Source organism: Pseudomonas sp. T1.Ur, assembly GCF_023516725.1.
Classification (GTDB): domain Bacteria; phylum Pseudomonadota; class Gammaproteobacteria; order Pseudomonadales; family Pseudomonadaceae; genus Aquipseudomonas; species Aquipseudomonas alvandae.
This window is the reverse complement of sequence record NZ_JAMGSN010000001.1, coordinates 4,513,790-4,533,935: the sequence shown is the minus strand read 5'-3', so window position 1 is coordinate 4,533,935 and position 20,146 is coordinate 4,513,790. Positions and strand designations below refer to the sequence as shown.

Below are 20,146 nucleotides of genomic sequence, written 5' to 3'. Positions count from 1 at the left end.
TCCTCGGAACAGGACTATTTGATGTGCCGCCCGCCGTTGAGGGTCAGGGTCGTGCCGGTGACATAAGGATTGTCGAGCAGATAGCGCAGGCTCTGGTAAATCACTTCGCTGCCAGGTTCGATGCCCAGCGCCGATTTGGCCAGGGCCTTGGCGCGGTAGGTCGCATCGTCGTCGGGGTTGAACAGTAGCAGGGCCGGGGCGATGCCGTTGACCTTGATGGCCGGTGCGTATTTCGCCGCGAAAGAAAGCGTGAGGCTTTCCAGGCCAGCCTTGGTGGCGCAATAGGCGATGTGCTTGCTGCTGCCCTTGCGCGTCACGTCATCACTGATGTGCACGATATCCGCCGGCACCGAGCGCCGCAGCAAATCGGCGCAGTGCAGGTTGATCAAGTAGGGCGCGAGCATGTGGACACCGAACATGGCGCTGAAGGCCGCGGCTTCGTTGCCCGGGGTTTCGGCGAGCCAGGCCGAGGCGTTGTGGACGATGGCGCGCAGTTGATCGGTGTGCTGCTTGAGTTGTTCGATGAAGGTCAGGATCCCGGATTCACTGGAAAGATCGGCGAACAGTACCGTCGCCCCCAGGTCCCGTAGCGCCTGCATGCCCGGGCGTTCGGTGCGGTACGTGGCGATGACCGGTTGGCCGTCCTCCAGCAAGCGTCGGGCACAGTGCAGGCCGACGCGTTGGGCTGCGCCGGTGATCAGGATCGGAGCGGTGGCGCTGGACATGGGACGGCTCGGTTCGCGGTGGAAGCAAAACTATAACAGCGACGGCGGGTACGTCCTATGGACAAGGGAAATCCAGCGCCCGATTCGGTTTCCCTCACGGACCCTGGCTGGCTCCCATGGCGTCAGTGATTCTGCGCGGCCGGCAAGGGCCGTTGTGGCGTTCCCGCCAGCCAACTTGCCAATAAATGAGTCGACATCGGGATAAACAAATAGACCATCAGCGGCGTCAGGATGAGCGTGCTGATGAAGACCCGGCTCAACAGGCCCAGTTCGCCGAGTAACGGTCCCAAAAGGAAATTGAACAATAACGAAACCGGGAAGAACGCCAGCCAGATCGCCACGGCCTGTTTCCAGCGTGGCGGGCGTTGGCCGATCGCGCCGAACCAGCCGTCGATGCCTCGCACCCGGTGTTCGGAAGGATCTGCAAACAGTTCGCTGCCGCGTCCCAGCCAGGCCGTGCGCGAGGCGGAATGTTCCCACGCATGCAGGGTCTGCTCGTCGGCAAATCTGAAAATGATCTGGAATTCGTCGTCTTCGGGCGGCGGTGCGAGCACGCCGGAGCCCAGGTAGCCGGGAAAATCGGTGGCCAGTTGCTCGCCTTCGCGCAACCAGGCGATCAGGTCCTGATAGCGTCCGTTGGCGACGCGGCGCGCAACCATCAAGGTGACGGGGGAGGTAGACATTTTGTATCTCCATGTTACAAGCGCAACGCTCCGGGTAAGAGCTTCGCGGGAAACGCGCCCAAGGGTAGTGGGCTGCGTCTGGTCGCAAGAGGCGAAGCAAGGATTATTCCCCTATCGAGCAAAAAACAACAAATCCGCAAGCTGACCGAATTTGTCCTTGTCATGACAGGGTTGCGAGGGGGTAATATGGGATCCATTTTCATGTCGGGAAAGCCCTCGCAATGAGCGTAATCACGGAAGACAACTTCGTGTTTCCCACATCAAGTGCCTTGACGCGTGAAGACTTGTTTCCCATCCGCGAAGTGGCGCGGTTGACAGGGGTGAACCCGGTGACCTTGCGCGCATGGGAGCGTCGCTATGGCCTGATCCAACCCACGCGCACCGAAAGCGGGCACCGCCTGTATTCCCTGGGCGATATCGAAAAGGTCAGGAGCATTCTCGCCTGGATCGAGCGTGGGGTGGCCGTGAGCAAGGTGGGAAGGATTTTGGCGAGGACCGAGTCGTTGACGCCAGTCTCCAAATTCATTTCCCCCGACCTGGTTCGTGCCGATTACCACCGATGGCAGCAGCTAGTGGCGGAGGCGGTTGGTCATTTTGATGACCTGGCACTGGATCGCGTCTACGGACAGATTTTTTCCAACTATGCCGTGTCGGTGGTATTCCAGGACATCCTGATGCCGCTCTGGCGAGAGTTGCTGCAACGCCAGCATGAGTTCGGGCAGACCAGCGAGTGGCTATTTTTCGACGGTTTCCTGCGTTCGCGCGTGATGCAGCGGCTGCTGCTCAAGCGCGACGTTTCATCCCAACGAGTGCTGGTCAGCGCCATTTGCGGTCAGTGCCGGGAATTGGAGTTGCTGGTCACGGCGCTGTTCGTATCCAAGGCGGAAGTGGGCGTCAGGCTGATGACTGTTGGCCAACCGTTTGACGAACTGATCCTGGTCTGCCAGAAGATCCAGCCCCTGGCATTGGTTCTGGTGTCCAATCACGCACCGGCGGTTGATCTGCCCAAGCGCTTGGAGAAATTGGCGATGAGCCTGGATTGCCCGGTGATGCTGGCGGGTGACGCTTCAGACCTGGCGCAGGAAAGCCTGGCCGGCTCGTCGATTGGTTGCCTGGGGAACGAAGGAACGGAGATTCGCCAGCGTTTGCGTCAGTTTCTGGCGGGCAACCTGGACACTTGAAAGGCTTGCTACAAATGCATGGCCGGGTGAGCCAGGCGGTGCTGCTGAAGGATGTATTGGCGCAGCCGCTCGGTTTCGTCCTGGTCATGCTGGCTCAGGTGATAGGCGTACAGGCCTTGGGCGGTTTCCCTCTCGAACGTGCCACGCAGCGAGATCCGCTCGTAGCCTGACGGGCTGAACCACAAGGAAAATTGCTTCGGTGGTTTGGTGCGGTTGCGGATTTCCAGCAGTACGCCCTTGCAGGAAACCTCATGCACCCATAGCGGGCCCGGCTGGCCGTTGACGTTTTCCAGCGCCACGGGCTCTTCGAGGGTCAGGCGCCATGGACGAATCTTCGGGCCATCCTCGTAGATGCTCGGCACGCCCAGACGAAGGTGCATGGCATGGAATTCATCTTCGACCAGATGCAACGGGAAGGTCATCTGCTGGTTTTCGAAGTTGGCCTGCAGCGTGACCTGCTCGTTCGCCGCCAGGCGCGTCAGCAAATCCCGGATCTGGGATCCACCGTTTACCAGCAAGCTCGACGTGACATCCCGCTCATTCAACTGCGGGTTGTGCTGCATGGTCCGGATGAAGTCAAGTTCATCCTGGGTCAGGAGGGCGTCGCGCTGCATAAGGTGCTCGAAAAATATTTGCGTTATCACTGGTGATTGTAGTGACTGACCATTAATTCGCCGTTTTGTTTTCACCGCTCGTCGAATTAAATCGAGCAATGATCGCCCGGGCTTCGGCCAATTCTTTCTCCAGTTGGGCAATGCGCTGCTGGGCCTTCACTTGAACGGTGACGTCTTTTTGCACCCCCAGGAAATAAGTGTGGCCGTCCGCCCCGTTTTTTACGGTGGACAGCGACAGTTCATTCCAGAAAGGGGTGCCATCCTTGCGGTAGTTGCGCAGCACTTGTCGGCACGCACCTCCCTGTTTCAAGGCGGCGCGAATGGGCTCCAGGGACGGTTGGTCCCGGTCGCCTGACTGCAGGAAGCGACAATCCTGATAGAGGATTTCGTCGCGGCTGTAACCGGTCAGCCGTTCGAAGGCCGGGTTTACATAAATCAGGATGTTGTCATCGCCTTCTTTTTCGGCGATGACGATCCCGTCGTTCGATGCATTGATCACCAATTGCATCAGAGGGGCGTTGATCATGAGGCCTCCAGCCTTGGACTTCCCTGTACGCGCTGCATTCTAGAAGAACGCGAGGAGATGTCCACTGGCTATTATCGGTTGTTGAGAGTCAATCGCAGCTTGAGCGCGCAGCCTGTTACCATGATCACTCTCTTTATTCAGTTTCAGGATCAGACCGATGAAAGTCGCCATTCTTTCCGGCTCCGTCTACGGCACCGCCGAAGAAGTTGCCCGGCATGCCGCCCAATTGCTCGGTGACGCGGATTTCGAAACGTTCCTCAATCCACGGGCAACCCTGGCGGACATCCAGGCCTTCGGACCGCAAGCCTTGCTCGCCGTTACGTCGACGACCGGCATGGGCGAATTGCCGGACAACTTGATGCCGCTGTATTCAACGATCCGTGATCAATTGCCCGCTTCATTTCGTGGACTGCCTGGCGCGGTGATCGCCCTGGGGGACGCCAGTTACGGCGACACCTTCTGCGGCGGTGGCGAGCAGATGCGCGAACTGTTTGCCGAACTGGGCGTGAATGAGGTGCTGCCCATGTTGCGCCTGGATGCCAGCGAAAGCGTCACGCCGGAAACCGACGCCGAGCCCTGGTTGGCCGAGTTGATCGTCGCGCTGCGTGGTTGAGCCACCTCCGGCGAGCCCTGATGCTGACTCGCTCGGTCAGTAAGCTGGCTGCCAACGCAACTACCGACCTGGCGGGAGATGACTAGACTGGTTTCTTGTCCATGAAAACCATGGCCGTCTCCCTCATAAAAAAAACCAGAGGTCATAGCCGTGAGCGTAGCGTCCATTCAATCGACACCCGGCATCAAGGATCAGGTCAGCGCAGCCGAATGGCAAACCCGAGTCGATCTCGCTGCGTGCTATCGGTTGGTCGCGCTGCACGGCTGGGATGACCTGATTTTCACGCATATCTCCGCGAAGGTCCCTGGCACCGAAGATTTCCTGATCAACCCATACGGGTTGATGTTCCACGAAATCACCGCGTCGAGCCTGGTCAAGATCGATCAGGCCGGCAACAAGTTGATGGACAGTCCCTACGAGATCAACCCTGCCGGCTACACCATCCACAGCGCGGTGCACGAGGTGCGGCACGATGTGACGTGTGTGCTGCATACCCATACTGCATCCGGCGTCGCGGTGTCGGCGCAGAAGCAAGGGGTGTTGCCGATCAGCCAGCAATCGCTGTTCGTGCTGTCGAGCCTGGCCTATCACCCGTATGAAGGGGTCGCGCTGAACCCGGAAGAAAAGGCCCGCCTGCAAGCCGACCTGGGCGAGAGCAATTTCCTCATGTTGCGCAACCATGGTCTGCTCACCTGTGGTGGGACCATTGCCGATACGTTCCTGATGATGTTCATTTTCCAGCGAACCTGCGACATCCAGGTCATGGCCCAGGCGGGCGGCGCCGAATTGATTGCCATCGAGCCGCAGGTATTGGCCGGCGCCCGGGCGATGGTCGCCGGCGTGACCAAAAGTGCCCAGGGCATGGGGGGCGCGTTGGCCTGGCCAGCGCTGCTGCGCAAACTCGACCAGCAAGATCCAGGCTATAAAAGCTGATGCCCATGGTCCAGATCCCGTTGCGTATCTGGCGTCAGCGCGGCCAGACATTCATGTTTCGCGGCCACGCCATCCGCTATTGGACGGCCGGGCACGGCGAGCCGTTGCTACTGATCCATGGGTTTCCAACCGCCAGTTGGGACTGGCATTACCTGTGGCAGCCGTTGGCGCAGCGTTATCGAGTCATCGCCTGCGACATGCTCGGGTTTGGTGATTCCGCCAAGCCGACGGAGCATGTCTATAGCCTGCTGGAGCAGGCCGATCTGCAACAGGCATTGCTGGTTCACTTGAACGTGACGCAAGGGGTTCACGTACTCGCCCACGATTACGGCGACAGTGTGGCCCAGGAGCTGGTTGCCCGGCATGGCGAGGCGCGCATTGACGTCGCCAGCTGTGTCTTCCTCAACGGTGGCCTGTTTCCCGAGACCCATCGTCCGGTGTTGATGCAAAAACTGTTGCTCAGCCCCTTGGGCTGGCTGGTTGGCCGGGCTTTCTGCAGGGACGGCCTGGTGAAAAGTTTTCGGCAGATTTTCGGTCCCTGGACCGGTCCCACCGAAAGCGAGCTGGATGATTACTGGAGCCTGGTCGAGACTCACCGCGGACCGCGAATCATGCACAAGCTCATTGCCTATATTCCCGAGCGCCGCGTACAGCGTGATCGCTGGGTCCGGGCGATGCAGAGCGGCGAGGTGCCGTTACGGTTGATCGACGGGGCATTCGACCCGATTTCCGGTGCGCATATGGTGGCGCGTTACCAGGCGCTCATTCCCCATGCCGACACGGTCTCGTTGCCTCACATCGGTCATTACCCGCACACCGAAGCGCCGGTGCAGGTGCTCCATCACTACCTGGCATTTCGCGAGGCCATCGCCGGGCCTCACAGGCAAATGGCGTATTCATGATGGGTTGCCTGCATCATCCCTGCACCTTATCGCCCAACATTCACTTTCAACCCAGTTGATTGTGACCAGCGGACTTGTACCCGACACTCCCGTTCATTGTCCTACGGCCTGCTGGAGTTCTGCCCATGAATGAATCTGTGCGCTTCGAAGATAAAGTCGTGATCGTCACAGGCGCCGGTGGTGGCCTGGGGCGTGCCCATGCGCTGCTGTTCGCAAGGCAAGGCGCGAAAGTGCTGGTCAACGACCTGGGTGGCTCGGCCCAAGGGGAGGGCGCCAACGCTTCGGCGGCCGACCGGGTGGTCGCCGAAATTCGCCAGGCCGGCGGTATTGCGGAGGCCAATCATGACTCCGTCACCGATGGCGACAAGCTTGTACAGAACGCCCTCGACGCGTTTGGTCGCGTCGACGTCGTTGTCAATAACGCTGGCATCCTGCGAGACAAGACCTTTCATAAAATGGATGACGCCGACTGGGACCTGGTTTACCGCGTCCATGTCGAAGGTGCTTATAAAGTCACCCGCGCCGCCTGGCCGCACCTGCGTGAGCAGAATTATGGCCGGGTGATTTTCACCGCCTCCACGTCTGGCATCTATGGCAACTTCGGCCAGTCCAACTACGGGATGGCCAAGCTCGGTCTCTACGGCTTGACCCGCACCCTGGCCATCGAAGGCCGCAAGAACAACATCCACGTCAATGCGATCGCTCCCACCGGTGGCACTCGCATGACTGAAGGCCTGATCCCGCCGCAGGTGTTCGAACAGCTCAAGCCTGAACTCGTCAGTCCGCTGGTGGTGTACCTGGCCAGTGAAGCCTGCCAGGAAACGTCCGGATTATTCGAAGTGGGCGGCGGCTGGATGGGCAAGGTGCGCTGGGAGCGCAGTCTCGGCGCCGGGTTCGACCCGCGCAAAGGTTTCTCACCTGAGGATGTCGCCGCCCATTGGCAACAGATTTGCGACTTCGAGAACGCGGTGCACCCGAACGACAATCTCGAAGCCCTGAAAGAGATGATGGCTAACCTGCAGCGTCACACTGTCTAGCATTTTTGCCCGGGCCGGTTGCTGTCATCCGGTGACCCGCTCAGGGAAAATATTTCTTCACCAAGGCCGCCAGGTTCGCGGCGGTCTCAATATCCATCACGCCGTCATATCGAGCCGGGCGAAAGTGCAGCTGAAAAGCGCGTACAAGTCGCTGGAAACCGGCACTTGTCGTGGCGGCGGAGGTGTCATAGCCATATCGCTTGAACAGCCCGAGCAATTGTTCACGCAGGGGGATGCCTCCGGCTTGATACGTCTGCACGAAAGTGTCTCGGGTGGCGTCATCGAACCAGGCCCCGATACCTTTCAGATACAACGCATGCCACGGGAACATCGGACCTGGATCGCTCTTGCGTCCGGCGGCGATATCCGAGTGCCCGACCACGTTGACCGGACTGATATCCGGGTAGCGCCTGAGAATATCCTTGGCCAGGTATTCAATGGCCTCGATTTGCCGGGCCTTATAAGGCGGAAAGGTAAACTGGCCTTGGTTGTCAGTTGCCAGGTTGACAATCTCCACGCCGATCGACGTGTCGTTCAAGTTGCTGCGATTACCCCAACTGCTCACGCCGGCATGCCAGGCCCGCTGGGTTTCGTCCACCAGGTTGAAAATCTGCGGTTCCTTGAAACCTGCTTTCAAATAGGTGGGGTCGCTAAAGTCGGGAATCAGGTAATGGGCGCTGACCGACGGGCCTGTCAGTGCATTGGTGGACGATGCGAAGTTGCCGGCGGTGTAATGAAAGACTAAAAAGCGAACGCGGCTGTTATAGCCTTTTTTTGAGCGGTAGCTTGTATTGTTTATTTGCATTCTCGATAACTCACTGTTCAATAAATCGAAGCGAAGTGCTGCGATTGATTTCAGCGTAACAGTGGATTTTTTATGTGCACGTAGTTGGATTCTTGCTTTGTTGTAGGAACTGGCGCTAAGAGGCTAAGGATTTTTTAATGGCGACAAAAAGCCCTTTTGCTGCGGGCTAGCGGCAGCAAAAGGGCGTTGGTTTATACAGGGTCAGGGTTGCTTGAAGCCTGGTTTACCGTTGGCTGCACGCCAGTTTTTTATCTCGTCGACTATCGCCTCAGAGCTTTCCTTGCCAGGCTCTGGATAAAATAGTAGATCTGATCCTGCGGGGTGTTCTGAGATACGCTTGAAATCCAAAACGGCGTTGTTATGTGCTTTTTCAGAAGGAAAATCACCTTCTGAAATTTTTATTACGAAGGCGAGAAACTCTTCTTCAGTTATTTCGATTATCGATTTATTCATTGCTTGCGCTCTCTATGAATTTCAATGTGTCTTTTAGGGGGGCGAGAGTGATATTGTCAATGTCGTAAACTCCACCATTTAAAGAGATGTATTGTTTATGGTGAAGCTCATATTTGGTTCGTGCGCCAATCTGTTCAGTCTCCTTGGTATAGGCAGAGCGACCTTTTTTCATTTCTACTAAATTACGTGAATTAAATTGTTGCGAGAGTATAGGGTCAGCAGCAACCGCTTTCCCGATGTAGAGGTTCTGTTGTGCGTTATTAGGTAACCGGCATCACTCTTGTATCATGATCAATGAGCCCTTTCGCTACATCTATTAGCCGCGAAAGGGCACCGATTTAAATAGGGTTAGGGTTGCTTGAAACCTGGTTTTCCATTAGCAGAGCGCCATTTTTTTACTTCCTTCACCACAGCCTCAGGTCCGCTCTTCCCCGCTTCTGGGTAATACAATAAATCTGATCCGGAAGGATGTTCTGAAATTCGTTCAAATTCTAAAACTGCGTTAGTATGGGCCTCTTCCGGGTAGTAGTCAGCCTCATATATTTTCCTGACAAAAGCCAGAAACTCTGACTCGCTCATATCGTTTATTGTTGAGTTCATATTTTGTTCTCCCGATGCGTTTGGACGTGCTGTCGAGGCGTCATTAGCCTGATATTTTCAAGGTGGTAAACCTCTCCGTCCATGGAAATGTATTGCTTGTGATGCAGCTCGTATTTAATGCGAGCGCCAACCCGTTCATTTTTTTTGACGAATGCCCCATATCCGTTTTTCATATGAGCTAGGCTGCCCGGATCAAACTGTTGAGAAAGTATAGGATCGCCAGCGACGGCCTTCCAAAAAGCCTCCCGAAACTTCCTGAAATTCCTAAACTCCTTCCCCCTCAACTGATCCGCAATCTGCGACGGAATGGCGGCCCCTTCACCTTTCGATGCTGCATCCGTCCACACGCCTGAAACCGGAGCCCCCATTCCCAGCGCAACCCCAGGGTCTTCCCGTCGATCCCTGAACATGACGTACAGAGGCGGCAGGCCTGAGTCGATTGGGAAAACGAAAACATAATCATCGAAGCTGTCTGCGGTTATTTCGGGGAACGGATCGATCCTTCCCTCTATGGGCGTTACCGATGCGCCTGTATAAACAGGCGGGGCGGGTGGTTCGGCGGGAAGGGCCGTGGAGCTGTTTCCGGGTTGAACGACCGGCGTCCACGTCAAGGTTCTGGGTGGGGTTTGTTCAGTTGTAGCGATGTAGAGGTTCTGTTGTGCGTTATAGGTAACCGGAACCACTTTGACTTTCGACGGATGGGTTATGCCGTCGGTGTTGATCACGAGGATTTCGGATTGGCCATCCACGGTCGCTTGAGAAGTGAGGCGTACCGGCAAGTCAACGAATCCGTCGGCCGCCGCGATTGCATGCAAATCGTGGTGTTGTGTCGGTGCGAGCTCCGAGAGTGGCGTGCTGAACGCATATCGCTCGGGTAATTCACCGTTCGCCAGCTTGGGTGAGTAGAGCAGCGCCGCAAGACCCGCCAAGGTCGGCACAGCCACTGCGGTGAGCGACTCGATAGCCATGGCGACTGCGGCTCGTAGCGCGGCCTGGATTGCCAAGGTCGCTTCTGAACTCATGGCCAGGCTACTGCCGACAAGCGTGAACACCGGACCGGCCGTGGCTGCCGCGCCCAGTATCGGATAGGCGCGCCCCGCCAGGACTTGTTCCAGTGCTTGTGCCTGGGCTACGCGTAGGATCTCGGCTTCGGCTGCCTTGCGTGCCTCTTCCGCGGAAGCCCATTCAGAAGAATTGTTAAAGACGGTATAGATGGGCGGAATACCCGACTCAACCGGGAACACCGTGACGAACCCACTACCAAAATCGTAATCCTTCAGATCCGGATTCTTCTTGACCCCTCTGGTTATGGCCCAAGGGGTCCCGCCCTCATAGAGGTCGATCTTCGGCACGATCGATGGCAGTGTCGTGGATGCATCCGTCTCTTTTACGATAGGCGTCCAGGTCATCAAGGTGGATGAGCCATCTGGACTGTAGGATTTGTAGACGTTGCTCTGAGGGTCGAGTGTTGCAACCCTGACCGGCACGCTGGAGGGCACCGATGTTCCGTCGGCACTCGCGACGACGAACATCATCTCGTCGTCGGTGGTCATGGAACCCAGCACCACCGGGAGATTGACCTCTCCTTTCGATGTTGCGACTGCCAGCAAATCATCGGTGTTGGCTGGAGCTAGTTCTGACAGCGGAACACTCAGGGCGTAGCGTTCTTCGTTGCCCAGCTCCGACGGGTCAATCAGTGACGCAAACCATGCAACAGTGGGTAATGCCGTTGCGGCAACTGTTTTTAGGATCGCCGACACCGCGGTGCGCAACTCATCCGTGATGCCCGAGGCGGTCCCCCGGTTGGGGGCAAAGGTCCCACCTGCGATTGTAAATACTGGGCCGGCGGCTGCGGCGGAGCCCGATACTGGGAATGTACGGGTAGCCCGGGCTGGTTGACGTGCCTTTTGAACTTCTGCCTGGCGCCTCGCTTCCTCCGCCTCCAGTTCTTCAACAGCGGCCCACCTTTTGGCCTCCCATAAGGCCATGAAGGCATCGTTGGCTTGTTTAGCAGCTACTGTTGCGGCAATCCGTGCAATCCGTGCTTGTTCTTCAGCCGCGCGTTTAGCCTTGGTTTCGGCGGCCTTGCGCGCCTGTTCCTGAGCCACGCGTTTGGCTTCAGCCTGAGCCTTTGCCCGAGCCTGCGCGGCTGCTTTTGCGTTTGCTTGGGCAATGGCTTTGTTGTGTGTGGTTAAGCGAGCATCCAATAGCTTGATCTGCTCAGCCAGGAATTTTGCCTCGTACGCCGCAGCATAAGAGACATTCCACTTGGAAATTGCGTTGTAGTAAGCCCTTCCACCTCCACGACGGCCAACGAGCTCGAACCCCTTACGACGAGCGTCTTGAAATTTGTGAGTCAGTGGATCATGACCATAATAAAGATTGGCTATCGCTATGTGTTCTTGATGATCTTTTCTCGCTTTGAACAGTTGTAGCTTGAGTGTTCGTAATTCAATTTCGGCCGCGTCGGTTCCACGAGGGACCACCGCAGCGACGGCTGCTCTTGTTTTTGCGAGTTCGGTGTTGGTTATATGGGTGATATTTTTGATATTTCCTTTGAAGAGCTCTTCGGTGGATGTGTTACTTTCATCCAGCCAATCAATGGCATAGTCAACGGCATCGTATGCACGATCGGAGTGGTCTGGGCCTGACACGCGCCTTGCGCTAAATCCAAAACCGTCAGACGACGAAGGCGTGCGAGGTATACCTCTATTCACAAGGATATTTTTTTCTTGCTGCATATCGAGTTCCTTTCGAATCGAATCTGAACAGCCACACCGTCATTCAGCACGTGCGGTCGTTCATGGCTGTTTGTGCAGCCACCCATCCTGGGCGACCAAGGAAACTATAAGTTCGATCACTGAATGAAGGCAGGTGAGCCTTTCCGACAACAATGTAGGAAACAAGAAGTTCTAACTGGGAAATAGCCGTATATAAAAAAGGCCGCTGCAAAAACGCAGCGGCCTAAACGTGACGTTGCAAAGGAGCTACAAATCAACGTCAGTGGACACGGGGATGATGGATCGATGTGCAATCCATCCGAATGACGGTGCGCCAGGCGCGAGGGACGCCGGACGACTTGTGCTTGCAGGCCCGTTGCCCTGCAAGCCCGGCCAGCATAGGGATCGGGCGCCGCGGGAAACAGCCCGGTTTTGGACATGCACTGTTGCGGTGCGCGCAACAGTCGTGACGGACGGCCCTGCTCATGCGCGGCGTTGATAACCCATCATCCAGCCTGTTCATGTCCCGCTCAGAGGCCGCTCCCGCACAGGCTGTAATCCTTTTTAGGTACAGCGCGAATACCCCCTTGGTGCGCTTATCGCCCATGACGTGCGGCAGTAGGGTGAAGGCTCTGTCACTCACCGGGGAAGACGCATGACAACAATAACAATGCGCGCCATCTTCAAGCCGCAGGCGCTCGCCGTCGCGGTGGCCTTGGGCTGCTGTGCCCAGGCGCAGGCCGTTTCTTTCAACATTGGCGAAATCGAGGGTCAGTTCGACTCCTCGCTGTCCGTTGGCGCGAGCTGGGGCATGCGCGATGCCGACCAGGATCTGGTTGGTACGGTCAACGGGGGGAAGGGGCAATCCTCCACCGGTGACGATGGACGACTGAACTTCAAGAAGGGCGAGACCTTTTCGAAAATCTTCAAGGGCCTGCACGACCTGGAACTCAAGTACGGCGACACCGGTGTGTTCGTGCGTGGCAAGTATTGGTATGACTTCGAGCTCAAGGATGAAAACCGTGAGTTCAAGGACATCAGCGACAGCAATCGCAAAGAGGGCGCCAAATCATCAGGCGCGCAGATTCTCGATGCCTTCGTCTATCACAACTATTCCATTGCCGATTTGCCTGGCACCGTGCGTGCCGGCAAGCAGGTGGTCAGTTGGGGTGAAAGTACCTTCATCGGCAACTCCATCAACAGCATCAACCCGGTGGATGTCTCCGCGTTCCGTCGCCCGGGCGCGGAGATCAAGGAAGGCTTGATCCCGGTGAACATGCTGTTCGCCTCCCAGGGCTTGACCGACAAGCTCACCATCGAAGGGTTCTACCAGCTGGAGTGGGACCAGACGGTCGTCGACAACTGCGGTACGTTCTTTGGTAACGATGTGGTGGCCGATGGTTGCACCAGCGGCTATACGGTGGCCAGCCCGTTGATTGCGCCATTCGTGCCGTTGACCGAGACATTCGGGCAGGGCATCCAGGTGACCAGCGAAGGGGTTGTCATTCCTCGCGGCGGTGACCGTGATGCACGGGATTCCGGCCAGTGGGGCACTGCGTTGCGTTGGCTCGGCGATGACACCGAGTACGGCTTGTACTTCATGAACTACCACAGCCGTACGCCGACCGTGGGCACCACCACGGCAGGCCTTTCTACGTTGGCTGTGCTGGCGAACAATACTCCGGGGGGCATGCTTCCGATTGCGGAAACTATCGCCCAAGGCAGCAGTGCAGCCCTGGCACAAAGCGTAATGCTTGGCCGCGGTGGTTATTATCTCGAATACCCTGAAGACATTCGCCTGTACGGCGCAAGCTTCTCCACCACGCTGCCCACCGGTACCGCGTGGACCGGCGAGATCAGCTATCGCCCCAACGCACCGGTGCAGGTCAATACCAACGACCTGACCCTGGCACTCCTCAACCCTATCGCCGGCGGCGCCGCATCCCCCATCGCCACTTCGCCAGGCGCCGACAACACCGGCTACCGCCGCAAGGAAGTCACCCAGGTCCAGAGCACCCTGACGCATTTCTTCGACCAGGTCCTGGGCGCCGATCGCCTGACCGTGGTGGGCGAGGCAGCAGTGGTGCACGTCGGCGGCCTGGAGTCGAAGGACAAGCTGCGTTACGGCCGCGACTCGGTCTACGGCCAGTACGGCTTCAATGGCGACACCGACGGTTTCGTCACCTCGACGTCCTGGGGCTACCGCGCCCGGGCGATCCTCGATTATTCCAACGTCATCGGCGGGGTGAACTTCAAGCCCAACGTGTCCTGGTCCCATGACGTGGCCGGCTATGGCCCCAACGGCCTGTTCAACGAAGGCGCCAAGGCCATCAGCGTGGGTGTCGATGCCGATTACCGCAACACCTACACCGCCAGCCTGAGCTACACCGATTTCTTCGGCGGCGATTACAACGTTCTCGAAGACCGCGACTTCCTCGCGCTGAGCTTCGGCGTGAACTTCTGATCTGGCTGACAAGGAAAACCCAATGCGCAAGATGATCCTGCAATGCGGTGCCCTGGCCCTGAGCCTGCTGGCCGCGAACGTGATGGCGGCGGTGTCGCCGGAAGAAGCGAACAAACTAGGCACCAGCCTGACCCCGCTGGGCGCGGAGAAGGCCGGTAACGCCGATGGCTCGATCCCGGCCTGGACCGGCGGCATTGCGAAAAACGCCGGTGCCGTGGACAGCAAGGGCTTCCTGGCCGATCCGTTCGCCAATGAAAAACCGCTGTTCATCATCACCGCCGCAACTGTGGATAAGTACAAGGACAAGCTGTCCGACGGCCAGGTCGCCATGTTCAAGCGCTACCCGGAAACCTACAAGATCCCGGTCTACCCGACCCATCGCAGCGTCGGCCTGCCACCGGAAGTCTATGAGGCGGCCAAGCGCAGCGCGCTCAACGTGAACGCGATCAACGACGGCAACGGCCTGGCCAATTTCACTGGCAACCGCTACTACGCGTTCCCGATCCCGAAGAACGGCGTTGAAGTGCTGTGGAACCACATCACCCGTTATCACGGCGGCAACCTGCGGCGTGTCATCACCCAGGCCACGCCGCAGACCAACGGCAGCTTCACGCCGATCCGCTTTGAAGAAGAGATCGCCGTGCCGTTCCTGATCAAGGACGCCGACCCGGAAAAAGCCAGCAACGTGCTGACCTATTTCAAGCAGGAAGTGACGGCCCCGGCGCGCCTGGCCGGTAACGTGCTGCTGGTGCATGAAACGCTGGACCAAGTGAAGGAGCCGCGCCTGGCGTGGATCTACAACGCCGGCCAGCGCCGCGTGCGTCGCGCCCCGCAAGTGGCCTATGACGGCCCGGGGACTGCCGCCGACGGCTTGCGCACCTCCGACAACTTCGACCTGTTCTCCGGTGCGCCGGATCGTTACGACTGGAAACTGGTCGGCAAGAAGGAAATGTACATCCCGTACAACAGCTACAAACTCGATTCGCCGAGCCTCAAGTACGATGACGTGATCAAGGCCGGCCACATCAACCAGGACCTGACCCGCTATGAGTTGCACCGGGTCTGGGAAGTGATCGGTACCGTCAAGCCCAGCGAGCGGCACATCTATGCCAAGCGCCACATGTACATCGACGAGGACAGCTGGCAGGCGGCGCTGGTGGACCACTACGACGGCCGCGGCCAGTTGTGGCGCGTCGCCGAGGGGCATGCCCAGTTCTACTACGACCATCAGAACCCGGGCTACACGCTTGAAGCGCTCTACGACATTATCGCCGGCCGCTACATCGCCCTGGGCATGAAGAACGAAGAGAAACACGCCTACGTCTATGGCTTCGAGGCCCGTGCAGCCGACTATACCCCGGCGGCGCTGCGTTCGAGTGGCGTCCGGTAGAGCGGCCAGTACTGTGGCGAGGGCGCTTGCTCCCGCTGGGCCGCGCAGCGGCCCCAATCGCTCTTCAGGAGAAAATACGCAAACCGATGACCGGCAACTGGGTTGCCGGTCTTTTTTTTATGGCCGCCAATCAGCGCGCTGAATACTTCTCCTAAGGTGGTCGACAGAGGTCTAGGGTGAAGGAACAACAATAAAAGGGACCTTGCACAATGACCGCCATGACTCCGTGTCCGGACCGTCCTGGGCTGTTGCCTCGCCTGTCTTCGACGCATGTGTCGCGCCGGTCCTTGAGCGAACCCCTGCTGGCGTCCGAGGCGCGAGTCAAACTGCTTTGCGCGCCGGCCGGCAGCGGCAAGAGCGCATTGTTCGCCGAATGCTTCTTGCAGGCCCCGGCGGAATGCCGGTTGCACTGGTTGCCGCTGGCGGGCGCGGCGCTCGATGCCGCGCAGTTGTGCGAATACCTGGCGCAAGCCCTTGGCCTGCCCGTCACGGATGAGGCAAGCCTGTCGGCCCATCTGGCCCGTTTGCAGACCCCCACGTGGTTGTTCCTGGACGATTATTGCCGGGTGCCCAATCCTGGGCTGGATCATTTGCTCGACCGTTTGTTGAGCGTCAGCAGTCCCGCGCTGCACCTGTGGCTCAATGGCCGCCGGCGCCCTCACTGCAACTGGCCGCGCCTGTTGCTCGATGACGAACTGTACGAGTTCGACGCGAAAGTCCTGGCGTTTGGTGTCGAGGATGTCCAGCAATTCCTCAGTCATCTGCCCGGCCCACTGGCTGCTCGCACCGCCCGCGAAGTCATCCAGCGCAGCGGTGGCTGGTGCGCCGGGGTGCGCATCTCATTGCTGGAACGTTGTGAATGGGCGCGTCGTCACGCCGCGCCGGGTCGTCCCGGTACCTTGCTCGATTACCTGGAATACGAACTGTTCGGCACCCTCACGCCCGAGCTGGCCCAGGCCTGGCGGGTGCTGGCGCATCTGCCGCGCTTCAATGCCCGGCTCTGCGAGCATCTGTTCGGTGACACCGTGGGGGCTGAGTGCCTTCCCCTGTTGCGGGACCTGGGCTGTTTTATCGAACCGTGGGAAGCGTCTTCGGACTGGCTGCAGATTTTCCCGCCGCTGGCCCGGCTGGTGCGTGATGAACCTTGGCCTCAGGGACGTTCCTGGCACCGACGGGCCTGCCAGTGGTTCGCCGCCGAGCAGGATTGGCCCATGGCGTTCGAACAAGCCATGCAGGCCTGTGAATTCGAGGCCGCCGTCAGTTTCCTGCAGCATTTGAATTTCGAGCATGTGTTACAGCGCAGCAACGCCCAGCTCTTGCTGAACCTGCACGACCAGCAGGGCGAAGCACTGTCGCTCGGGACGGCGCAATCGGTAGGTCTGGTGACCACGGCCCTGATGTTTGCCGGACGTTTCGACCAGGCCGAGGCATGCATCGAACAGTTGGTCAAATTCATGCCCCAGCCCCTGGCCTGCCAGCAGCGACAGTTGATTGCCCGTTGGCAGGTCCTGCGCGGATGGTTGCTGCACCTTCGAGGCGACGGCGAACCGGCCCGCGAGCATTTTCTCCAGGCCCAGGCCAGCCTGGGCCCGGACGCCTGGGCGCTGCGGGTGCTGTGCCTGATTGGTCAGACGCAGCAGGCGTTGCTCAAAGGCGAATTGGCTTCTGCCCAATGGATCAATCGCCAGGCGCTGTGCCTGGCGCGCGCGCAAGGCTCCCTGGTATTTGAAGGCCTGCTGGAGCTGGATCATGCCCAGGTCCTGGAGCAACGGGGTGCTCCTCACCGGGCCGACCACCTGCTGGGTGCTGTCCAGGCATTGCTTGATAAGCCTGGGCAGGATTTTTCGGCGTTGCTGGGAAGAATCGCCCTGCGTCGCGGGCGACTGTCCTTGCGGATGGGCCTGGACGAGCAGGCCAACGAGCACTTTCAGGCGGGCCTGGAAACGGGGCTGCGCAACCAGGACAAACAGGTGCTCTATGGCTTTCTCGGCAAGGCCTGCCTCGCCGCCAACCAGGGCGATTATGGCGAGGCGTTCATGCAGCTTCGCGACGCCGAGCGCGTCATGCAGCAGCGGCACATTCCCGACACGGTATACCGTGGCGTATTGCTGCAAACCAGCTGTCAATTCTGGCTGCAGCAGGGGCGCCCGGAATTGGCCCATGAAGTACTCACTCGCGTCTTGCGGCATTTTTGCGGACCGCAGGCCAAGCAGGCGCCGCCGGCAACGTTGGAACTGATTCCGCGCCTTGAATATCTTTTGATCCTCACAGAGGTTTACCTGCAACGGGCACAAGAACCCCAGGCTCGCCTGAAAGACATGATCGTCCAGGCGCAACGCCGTGAAATGCATGGGCTGGAAACCGAGTTGTACCTGGCCCTGGCTGAAGTAGCCTGGTTGTCCGCTGACCGCGGCCAGGCGCGCTCGTTGATGGAAGAGGGCTTGCAGCGTGTCGCCTGTTGGCGGGCGCAACAAGCCCTGCATGAGCTGCGCTTGCGCCAGCCTGAGTTACTGCGCTGGATTGAATCGGCGGAGCCAGTCGAGCAGCCGGTCGTGCTGGCCGAAGAAACGGTACTCAGTCAGCGTGAACTCGAAGTGCTTGAGTTAATTGCACAAGGTCATTCAAATCAACAGATCGCCGAACAGTTGTTCATTTCATTGCACACGGTCAAAACTCATTCGCGTCGTATTCATAGCAAGTTGGGCGTACAACGGCGTACGCAAGCCGTGGCCAAGGCGAAGTTCATGGGCGTGATGAATTGAACTTGGCTGTGCTTTACAGGTACTTACATTTGCCGTGGTAGCATTTAAGGATGTTTGAGGTATAACTGCCGCGCTGAAGTGGCAAAGGGGATTGATGTTCTTTGTCTCAGTTGATGAACGCTATTAATAGCGCTGCTTATTAAATGGCTCGAATCGGAAGTTCGAGTCCACTCCATAACAAGGATGTTTTATGTACGCTTCATTTTTTTCTTCAACTTCGCAAAGGCTGGCTGCACTCAAGAAAACGCGCGTGGATTTTGCCGTGCGGGTGCTGCTAGGCCAAGCATTGGAAAAGCTGCGAATCAATCCGCACGAGACCTATTTAACGACGGCCAGCGAAGAGAATCTGTCTTCTGTTACCTTGTTTGATGAAACGTTGGCGTGCGTTGAAAAACAGAGTTGCCCCACTTATACGCAAGGGACGAATGAAATCTTCAACAAGCGTTACTCGTTCGCCCCGGAGGATCGGGTCAAGGCGCTTGATCTGATTGCCTTTGAAAAAATCGTTCTGGGTATTGTCTCGAGCCTGATCGAGAAACCGGCGATGGATCTATCCTGGCCGGGTCTGAGGTCGGTAACGCCCAAGGACATGGAGGCGGTCTTGAAAGCGTATCTACCGGGCCTCGACTTGAATGACATCCATGTCACCGGTTTCGCCATCGATGAACGGGGCGGTCGGACAGTCGTCTCGTCACAGACGTTGGCAGACCACCTGCTCGGGCATTTCGACGATAACGATATTCCCTATCATGCAGAGGGCGACCATCAAGCGGTGAACCTGGTGCCTTTCTCGGGTGAAGAAATGCATCGGCACCCACTGCTGACCGCCGGCCACCTCAACGATCTGCTAATCAAGATCCTACCGCGCTTCCTGGTCTGATCCCGCGCTGGTCTCATAACCCATCCGCCAGCTCACGGCCCGGGTCGCCGCCAACAAGCGTTGAGCCGCCGGGCCGTTCTCATCGGCATGAAACAGCGACGTCGGGCCGACAATGGTCATGACTGCCGTCACTTGGCCCATGGCGTTGAAAACCGGCGCGGACAATGCATCTACCCCGGGCATCAGCAAACCGTGGACATGATGCAGGCCGCGTTGGCGGATGTGTTCGCACAACGCCGCGTAGGCCTGGTCATCCGCCAACGCATGATCACGGGTGGCGCGGATTTCCTCGTCACGAAGTCCTACGGTTTCGCGCTCCGGCAAGTAGGCGCTGAAAACCAGGCCCGTGGAGGAGCTGAGCAACGGCAAGACCGAGCCCAGTTGCGTCACCACTGTGACGGCCCGCACGGCAGGCTCGATCCGCACCACGGTCGCGCCGTGGTTCCCCCACACCGCCAGGAAACAGGTTTCGTTCAAGTCGTCGCGCAACTCGGCCAAGGGCAGGGCGGCCACTTGCAGCACGTCCATGCCGTTCAAGGCCGCCAGACCCACGCGCAAGGCTTCACGGCCCAGGCCGTAGTGGTTGGTGGCGGTGTTCTGTTCGGCGAATCCGCTGGCGATCAAGGCCTGCAGATAGCGATGGACCTTGCTCGCCGGCATCTGCACGTGTTCGGCCAGGCGCGACAGCGACGTGGAGGGGGAGAGTTCGGCCAGCGCCTTGAGGATGTCGGTGCCGACCTCGGCCGAGCGGACTTTCTGTTTACCGTTGCTGGGCAGGTTTTCCATGGAGGTGCGGGTCCGGAGAGCGAATGGGCGTCTTTATAGCTTGACGGTCGTCGTCGAGCAAATTACGTTATG

Annotated in this window: 19 protein-coding genes; 9 read left to right on the top strand and 10 right to left on the bottom strand. The window is 58.5% G+C overall.

The genetic code is table 11. The features are described from left to right. Window positions 1-14: 14 nt before the first annotated feature. Both folM and M8Q45_RS20155 read right to left on the bottom strand, forming a co-directional pair. Window positions 15-725 carry a dihydromonapterin reductase gene (gene folM, locus M8Q45_RS20160; protein WP_249876123.1) on the bottom strand — a complete coding sequence of 237 codons (711 nt, stop codon included), beginning with the start codon at window positions 723-725 and terminating at the stop codon, window positions 15-17. 122 nt (window positions 726-847) lie between these two features. Then, the gene (locus M8Q45_RS20155; protein ID WP_249876122.1) at window positions 848-1,408 is read right to left on the bottom strand and encodes an antibiotic biosynthesis monooxygenase; all 561 of its coding nucleotides are present in this window, start codon (window positions 1,406-1,408) and stop codon (window positions 848-850) included. A 221-nt stretch (window positions 1,409-1,629) separates the two neighbouring features. Here M8Q45_RS20155 and M8Q45_RS20150 point away from each other — a divergent pair, with 221 nt between their 5' ends. Then, window positions 1,630-2,589: a MerR family transcriptional regulator gene (locus M8Q45_RS20150; RefSeq protein WP_249876121.1), complete on the top strand. Its 960-nt coding sequence runs from the start codon at window positions 1,630-1,632 to the stop codon at window positions 2,587-2,589. Between the two features lie 8 nt (window positions 2,590-2,597). Here the strand turns inward: M8Q45_RS20150 and M8Q45_RS20145 are convergent, their stop codons facing one another. Together M8Q45_RS20145 and M8Q45_RS20140 are read right to left on the bottom strand one after the other, a co-directional pair. After that, window positions 2,598-3,203, bottom strand: a complete 606-nt coding sequence (locus M8Q45_RS20145; RefSeq protein ID WP_030139890.1) for a hypothetical protein — start codon at window positions 3,201-3,203, stop codon at window positions 2,598-2,600. A gap of 52 nt (window positions 3,204-3,255) precedes the next feature. Continuing rightward, a complete protein-coding gene (locus M8Q45_RS20140; protein WP_249876120.1) occupies window positions 3,256-3,729 on the bottom strand; it encodes a PAS domain-containing protein in 474 nt (157 codons plus the stop codon). Between the two features lie 157 nt (window positions 3,730-3,886). On the opposite strand from M8Q45_RS20140, the gene M8Q45_RS20135 reads away from it, so the two are divergent. From M8Q45_RS20135 to M8Q45_RS20120, 4 genes are all read left to right on the top strand, one after another. Then, window positions 3,887-4,342, top strand: a complete 456-nt coding sequence (locus M8Q45_RS20135) for a flavodoxin (RefSeq protein WP_249876119.1) — start codon at window positions 3,887-3,889, stop codon at window positions 4,340-4,342. 150 nt (window positions 4,343-4,492) lie between these two features. Beyond that, window positions 4,493-5,275, top strand: coding sequence for a class II aldolase/adducin family protein (locus M8Q45_RS20130; protein ID WP_249876118.1), 783 nt, complete (start codon window positions 4,493-4,495; stop codon window positions 5,273-5,275). Further along, window positions 5,275-6,177: an alpha/beta fold hydrolase gene (locus M8Q45_RS20125; protein ID WP_249876117.1), complete on the top strand. Its 903-nt coding sequence runs from the start codon at window positions 5,275-5,277 to the stop codon at window positions 6,175-6,177. The genes M8Q45_RS20130 and M8Q45_RS20125 overlap by 1 nt, the downstream gene beginning before the upstream one ends. Window positions 6,178-6,302: 125 nt before the next feature. Continuing rightward, window positions 6,303-7,214, top strand: a complete 912-nt coding sequence (locus M8Q45_RS20120) for an SDR family oxidoreductase (RefSeq protein ID WP_249876116.1) — start codon at window positions 6,303-6,305, stop codon at window positions 7,212-7,214. A gap of 40 nt (window positions 7,215-7,254) precedes the next feature. On the opposite strand, the gene M8Q45_RS20115 is transcribed toward M8Q45_RS20120, so the two are convergent. The 5 genes from M8Q45_RS20115 to M8Q45_RS20100 all read right to left on the bottom strand — a co-directional run bounded on the left by M8Q45_RS20115 (window position 7,255) and on the right by M8Q45_RS20100 (window position 11,813). After that, entirely contained in the window at window positions 7,255-8,019 is a 765-nt protein-coding gene (locus M8Q45_RS20115; RefSeq protein WP_249877366.1) for an N-acetylmuramoyl-L-alanine amidase, read from the bottom strand. 201 nt (window positions 8,020-8,220) lie between these two features. Next, window positions 8,221-8,472, bottom strand: coding sequence for a bacteriocin immunity protein (locus tag M8Q45_RS20110; RefSeq protein WP_249876115.1), 252 nt, complete (start codon window positions 8,470-8,472; stop codon window positions 8,221-8,223). Further along, complete coding sequence (locus tag M8Q45_RS28665; protein ID WP_502940571.1) at window positions 8,465-8,710, bottom strand: pyocin-S2/colicin E7-DNase domain-containing protein; 246 nt, start codon at window positions 8,708-8,710, stop codon at window positions 8,465-8,467. Before M8Q45_RS28665 ends, M8Q45_RS20110 begins: the two co-directional genes overlap by 8 nt. Window positions 8,711-8,820: 110 nt before the next feature. Continuing rightward, window positions 8,821-9,072 carry a bacteriocin immunity protein gene (locus M8Q45_RS20105; RefSeq protein WP_186611047.1) on the bottom strand — a complete coding sequence of 84 codons (252 nt, stop codon included), beginning with the start codon at window positions 9,070-9,072 and terminating at the stop codon, window positions 8,821-8,823. Next, window positions 9,069-11,813, bottom strand: coding sequence for an S-type pyocin domain-containing protein (locus M8Q45_RS20100; protein ID WP_249876114.1), 2,745 nt, complete (start codon window positions 11,811-11,813; stop codon window positions 9,069-9,071). Before M8Q45_RS20100 ends, M8Q45_RS20105 begins: the two co-directional genes overlap by 4 nt. A 634-nt stretch (window positions 11,814-12,447) precedes the next feature. Between M8Q45_RS20100 and M8Q45_RS20095 the strand changes: the two genes are divergently transcribed. The 4 genes from M8Q45_RS20095 (at window position 12,448) to M8Q45_RS20080 (ending at window position 19,288) form a co-directional block, all read left to right on the top strand. After that, entirely contained in the window at window positions 12,448-14,256 is a 1,809-nt protein-coding gene (locus tag M8Q45_RS20095) for a DUF1302 domain-containing protein (protein ID WP_249876113.1), read from the top strand. 22 nt (window positions 14,257-14,278) lie between these two features. Continuing rightward, the gene (locus M8Q45_RS20090; protein WP_198796638.1) at window positions 14,279-15,646 is read left to right on the top strand and encodes a DUF1329 domain-containing protein; all 1,368 of its coding nucleotides are present in this window, start codon (window positions 14,279-14,281) and stop codon (window positions 15,644-15,646) included. 209 nt (window positions 15,647-15,855) lie between these two features. Continuing rightward, entirely contained in the window at window positions 15,856-18,408 is a 2,553-nt protein-coding gene (locus M8Q45_RS20085) for a helix-turn-helix transcriptional regulator (RefSeq protein WP_249876112.1), read from the top strand. A 190-nt stretch (window positions 18,409-18,598) separates the two neighbouring features. Further along, window positions 18,599-19,288, top strand: a complete 690-nt coding sequence (locus M8Q45_RS20080; RefSeq protein ID WP_249876111.1) for a hypothetical protein — start codon at window positions 18,599-18,601, stop codon at window positions 19,286-19,288. On the opposite strand, the gene M8Q45_RS20075 is transcribed toward M8Q45_RS20080, so the two are convergent. Next, window positions 19,268-20,074, bottom strand: coding sequence for an IclR family transcriptional regulator (locus M8Q45_RS20075; RefSeq protein WP_249876110.1), 807 nt, complete (start codon window positions 20,072-20,074; stop codon window positions 19,268-19,270). The genes M8Q45_RS20080 and M8Q45_RS20075 overlap by 21 nt on opposite strands. Between the last annotated feature and the right edge of the window lie 72 nt (window positions 20,075-20,146).